This is a genomic window from Mesorhizobium sp. M7A.F.Ca.CA.002.09.1.1, from assembly GCF_003998555.1.
In the GTDB taxonomy this organism is placed as follows: domain Bacteria; phylum Pseudomonadota; class Alphaproteobacteria; order Rhizobiales; family Rhizobiaceae; genus Mesorhizobium; species Mesorhizobium ciceri.
In genome coordinates this window covers 1-4,626 of the sequence record NZ_RZRR01000425.1, presented here as the reverse complement: position 1 = coordinate 4,626, position 4,626 = coordinate 1, and the positions used below count along the sequence as shown (strand labels likewise).

At 61.0% G+C, this 4,626-nt stretch carries 7 protein-coding genes; 2 read left to right on the top strand and 5 right to left on the bottom strand.

The features are described 5' to 3' along the window. The 3 genes from EN994_RS18670 to EN994_RS18660 all read right to left on the bottom strand — a co-directional run. On the bottom strand, positions 1-566 hold a 566-nt coding region (locus EN994_RS18670), incomplete at its 3' end, for an acyltransferase (RefSeq protein WP_164746005.1). Between the two features lie 216 nt (positions 567-782). Further along, positions 783-1,076, bottom strand: coding sequence for a hypothetical protein (locus EN994_RS18665; RefSeq protein ID WP_013530594.1), 294 nt, complete (start codon positions 1,074-1,076; stop codon positions 783-785). Between the two features lie 162 nt (positions 1,077-1,238). Next, positions 1,239-1,985 (bottom strand): helix-turn-helix transcriptional regulator, encoded by a 747-nt coding sequence (locus tag EN994_RS18660; RefSeq protein ID WP_063168640.1) that lies wholly within the window; start codon positions 1,983-1,985, stop codon positions 1,239-1,241. A gap of 228 nt (positions 1,986-2,213) precedes the next feature. Between EN994_RS18660 and EN994_RS18655 the strand changes: the two genes are divergently transcribed. Continuing rightward, positions 2,214-2,537, top strand: a complete 324-nt coding sequence (locus EN994_RS18655; RefSeq protein ID WP_082826689.1) for a hypothetical protein — start codon at positions 2,214-2,216, stop codon at positions 2,535-2,537. Here EN994_RS18655 and EN994_RS18650 read toward each other — a convergent pair whose 3' ends face one another. Continuing rightward, a complete protein-coding gene (locus EN994_RS18650) occupies positions 2,538-3,212 on the bottom strand; it encodes a Crp/Fnr family transcriptional regulator (RefSeq protein WP_164746004.1) in 675 nt (224 codons plus the stop codon). Between the two features lie 585 nt (positions 3,213-3,797). Here EN994_RS18650 and EN994_RS18645 point away from each other — a divergent pair. Beyond that, positions 3,798-4,061 (top strand): hypothetical protein, encoded by a 264-nt coding sequence (locus EN994_RS18645; RefSeq protein WP_013530598.1) that lies wholly within the window; start codon positions 3,798-3,800, stop codon positions 4,059-4,061. Positions 4,062-4,344: 283 nt separating this feature from the next. On the opposite strand, the gene EN994_RS18635 is transcribed toward EN994_RS18645, so the two are convergent. Continuing rightward, positions 4,345-4,455, bottom strand: coding sequence for a hypothetical protein (locus tag EN994_RS18635; protein WP_082826510.1), 111 nt, complete (start codon positions 4,453-4,455; stop codon positions 4,345-4,347). Positions 4,456-4,626: the final 171 nt, after the last annotated feature.

Genomic DNA, 4,626 nt, shown 5'->3' with positions numbered 1-4,626 from the left:
GCGCTGGTCAGCCACAGGCAGGCGGCGAAGGAGGCGAGGCCGACCACGCCGATCATGGCTGCGGCCGTTCGCCGGCCCGGCCGCAGCCAGGCGGCCAGCAGAAGCAGCGCCGGCCAGGCCAGATAGAACTGCTCCTCCACCGACAGCGACCAGAAGTGGATGAAGGGATTGCTGGTGGCGTCGGCGGCGAAATAGTCGAACGACCAGCGCAGCAGCCACAGATTGATGGCATAGGCGGAGGCAAACATGGCGCCGCGCGAATAGAGCGCCTGCTCCTGCGGCGCCAGGATGAAGTAGCCGGCGGCCAGCGTGACCAGGATGACGAACAAAGCTGCCGGCAGGAGCCGCCGCGCGCGCCTGGCATAGAAGCGCCAGAGGTCGAGCCGGCCGGTCTCGCCGATCTCCTGCATGAGATGGGTCGATATCAGCCAGCCCGAGATGACGAAGAAGATGTCGACGCCGGCAAAGCCGCCGGGGAGCGCGGTGAGGCCGAAATGGTAGGCGACGACGCCGCCGACGGCGAGCGCGCGCAATCCTTGTATGTCCGGCCGGAACGATGCTGCCACGACGGCTCCCTCGTGCAAGCCCAGCCCCTGTGCAATGTCGGCGGTGCAGGCCGATATCGCAATGCAACAAATTATCGCAGTGCAACATGGCAGAAATGGGGAGATGGGCCGGGTGCCGGCCGGGCCCGATCCTTGCGTGGCTGGCTTGTCTGCACACCTGCGGCAGACGCAAAACAGCCCCGCGCGGGGCTGTTTCTCATTCGGGTTGCTGGACTGCTACTTGCTGCCGCCGTTCGCTTTCACGCTGCTGCAGAATTCGGGATGGCTGTTGGCCGCAGTGGCGTCCTTCGCCTCGTCCTCGCAGGCCTTCATCATCGCGGTCTGGTCGTCCGGCGTAAGGGCCTTCCAGGCTTTCACGAAGTCGTCGTTGCTGACCATCGTCTTCATGCTGCTATCGGTGTAGAAGGGCTGCATCTTGGCTGGATCGTCGAGAGCCGACGTTTTGGCAAACGCCGCGCCGCCGACCATCGAAAGTGCCATGGCGCCCAAGCAGATCATCTTGATGTTCATGGGTACTCTCCTATTGCTTTGGGATCGTCGAAGCAACGATCCATTGGAAAACGACAGGTTTGGGTGAAAGTTCCGGCATTTTTTGCGTAAAAAAGCCGAAACGAGGAAAAATATAGCCGAAAAACTTGAAACTTTCCCCGATTTTTCCCGTAGGAGGCGAGTTTATCGGGTCTCTCGTGCGAGACTGACCACCAGTCGATCGACGCTGGGGTCGTCGAGGCTGACGATATGGGCCATCTGCAACGCCCGCTTCATGCTGACCCTGGTGACGTCCTGCCGCATGATGACCGGCACAAAGGCCGGCCCCGATCCTGTGAGGACGATCGCCCTGCCGACCAGAACCGGTTCGGAGATGGGAGCCCACTGTACGGTCATGATCGAGGGCTCGCTTGTCTGGCGGCGGTTGATGCCTGTGAAATAGATCCAGTTCAGGCGCGAGATCGCTACGCCGTAGTGGTTGCCGGGCATTCTGGCGCCACCCTGGCCATCGCCCGGGGCCCACCGCGTCACCCGCCTGAAGGTGACCAGCTCGGCCTCACGTCGCAGGAAGGTGACCGAGCGCATCAGAAGGTCGGGGCGGCCGGGGACCGAAAAATAGGTGAAATAAGTGCCGCCGGCGATGGCGGGCGACGGCGGCCGCACCATGTTTTCGTACAGTGCCTCGCGCAGCGATGCATTGCCGTCGCCGTTGGCTGCGGGAATAGCCGGCTCGCGATACAGCTCGTTTTCGTCGATCTTGAAATAATCGCAGATCAGCCTGGCGGTGGTTTTGTTGGGCACCGCCTTGCCTTGCAGATAGCGCTCGAACTGGGTGCGATTGATGCCAAGCTCACGGCACACCGCGCTGACGGAAGCATGGCGCTGGACCAGCCGCCTGAGATTGGCGGCGAGATTCTCGCGAATTGGCACGACATCTCCCCGACAGACGTACGGACCAGTATTCAAGCGATAGCTTATATACACTTGCATGCCGTGGCGCTGGCGCGAAGATGGACCTTTGGCCAATAGGCAACGATCCCGTAGAGCGTAGGCTGTACGATTCTGACAGTCCGGCTATGCAAGCCGCGTAAATGGGCGTATTTCGGTGGCAAGAGCGACCTCGGATCGGCCTCTCGACATCCTGTAATGGAGGGCGGTTTGGATCATACCGACCTGGTCGAGCTTCTGGACTACACGCAGGCGCAATTGACGAAAATCCGCCAGGCGGTCGCGGCAAGCGATCACGCCGGTGCCATGTTCACCATTGATTGCCTTGTCGGAGCGGCGGCCGAGCAGACGAAGTGCAAGCTTGCAAGCCTGGAGCATGCCGGCTTGCCGATCGGCAAGGATGAGCCGATCGGCAGGGATGGGCCGATCGGCAGGGATGGGCCGATCGGCAGGGATGGGCCCATAAAAGGCGGTGCGGCACCGCCCGGCAAAGCGACATCGGGCAAGCCGGATGCCGGCGGCAGCCGCTCCTGATCAGGCCGCGCCGATCTCGCCGATCAGCCTTGCATATTCGGCCTCGGCTTCGCCGTAACTGCCATTGGCGAGTTCCAGCAGCCCGGCGCGGTCGCGAATGACGATCTCGCCCCGTTTCGAGCGAATCAACGCGCGGCCTTCGAGCAATTGAAGCGCGACGGTGACGCCTGGCCGCCTGACACCAAGCATGATGGCCAGGAATTCGTGGGTGATGGCGAGATGTTCGCCGGGCACCCGGTCGTCGCACATGAGCAACCATCGCGCCAGCCGCTCCTCGAGCTTCAGCCGCGCGTTGACGAGCGCGGTGCAGCCGGCCTGGGTTTGTAGTGCGTTGACGAAGCGCAGCAGGAACATGCGCAAGGTCGTACTTGCCTCCAAAGCTGCCTTGAAAGCGCCGGCTTCGATGCGGATCGCTTCGCCTTCGAGTTGGACAAAACAGGCATGCGGCGCACGGTCGTCGCCCATCACCAGGGAGTATCCCGTCATGCCTTCGAAGCCGATGAAGCCCACTTCGGCCTCTTGGCCGCTTGCCGTGCTGGCGACCACCGAACCAATGCCCTGTTCGATGAAGTAGACGGCCTCGATCGGAACATTCGGGGTCACCAGCATCATGCGCAATGGCAAGTCGCAGCGCTGCATGTGCGGCTCGAGCAACGCCAGATCATCCGCAGGCATGCGCCGCAGCAATTGGTTTCGGTACGGATGGTTCCCGTCGGGATTGGGTTTTTTGTCGGGATCAGAGTTTTTGTTGGGATCAGACATGGCGTGGCCCAATGCAGGGCAAGAGCCATCCAATCTCCCAGCCGTCCGTGCCCGTAAAAACGTGAGGACGATGGCCTATGTATAGGGGCTCTGAACGCAGAAAGATATCAATGCGATATGAAATTCGAAGCACGGCGCCCCCCAACGCCTGTTCGCATATGAAAAGATCGGCCTGAATGTTAGTGTCGGAAACGTACCAAACGCCATTTGGTACAAAACCGACATATTTCATGAGAGCGCCGGATCACGCCGATAAAATCCGCTGGCCAATGAAAAGCGCCATGTCGCGCTGGGCCTGGGGACCGTTCGAAGAAGGGGGAGGACCGGGGGGAGAATTGTACGATAGTTACTGTGATGAAGGCCGATGTTGACTCTTGCTCAGCCCGATTTCATTTTTTGACCCACAGCGTCTAAAGCGCATCGCGTTTGATCCGATTTATGCGATGCGCTTTAGGGTCTTTGTTTATGCATGTCGTTCTCCCAAAGCCGAGGTCACTTTTGGACGACATGCATCAAAAGTGGCCGCTGCTCCGAAAGGGGCTTCTTATGTCGAGCCTTCGTAAGCGCAATCCCGGTCTCCATCCTTCCGATCTGCAACTGTGCCAGCGCGTCTTCGATCGGGTCTGCCTGGAGCGCAAATTTGATCGCATGTCGGGGGAGTCGGACGTGCAGCTTCTGGCAGCCACGGTGTTTTCGCTGTTCCAGAATGGCTGCCGCAATGAAGGCGAGTTGCTTGAGAGTTTCAGGCGGACCCGCCAATGACCAAGGCCAGGATCACGTCCGCGGCACCGGCCGAAAACGAACCTTACGACGCTGCGGTCTTCGCCCGGAAATACGGCATGTCGCGGAAGGCCGCGGAGGTCGTGCTGTCCGCGAATGGACCGTCCAGAACAGCCTGTGACGCTGCCGCCCGCTCTTTTATGGAAGCGGTTGCCCGCAGAGCGAAGAGCAGCCATAAACACTGATGCTGCGCCTTGAGCGACTGCCGTCTCGCCGCCGACCCGCGGGCGCGTCCAATGCTACCTTCATCGAACACCGTGAGGCGTCAGCCTGTCGGGCCGATCGGACCGGTCACTCCTGAAGTGGCTTGCTGCGCCGTCACGGCGGAGAGTTTCTGCCGTTTGAGCAGCATCGGCTTTTCATAGATCTTCTTCATGGTCACGGCCTCCCTCCGCAAAGTTCGATTGCGGCAGCGTCATCGCCGGCCGCGCTCCTGTCAAGCGGACCTGGTCGAGGGCCGGCCAACCCGAACGAAAATCCACGCCTCAATTCCTGTCGGCCGGCTTGGAACGCATGCGCGAAACCGTCTCGCGCTCGGCGCGTTTGG

Bases quoted from the DNA above. Each gene is read 5' to 3' on its own strand.
- EN994_RS18635 (WP_082826510.1), bottom strand. From the start codon at position 4,455: ATGAAGAAGATCTATGAAAAGCCGATGCTGCTCAAACGGCAGAAACTC.
- EN994_RS18650 (WP_164746004.1), bottom strand. From the start codon at position 3,212: ATGCCTGCGGATGATCTGGCGTTGCTCGAGCCGCACATGCAGCGCTGC.
- EN994_RS18665 (WP_013530594.1), bottom strand. From the start codon at position 1,076: ATGAACATCAAGATGATCTGCTTGGGCGCCATGGCACTTTCGATGGTC.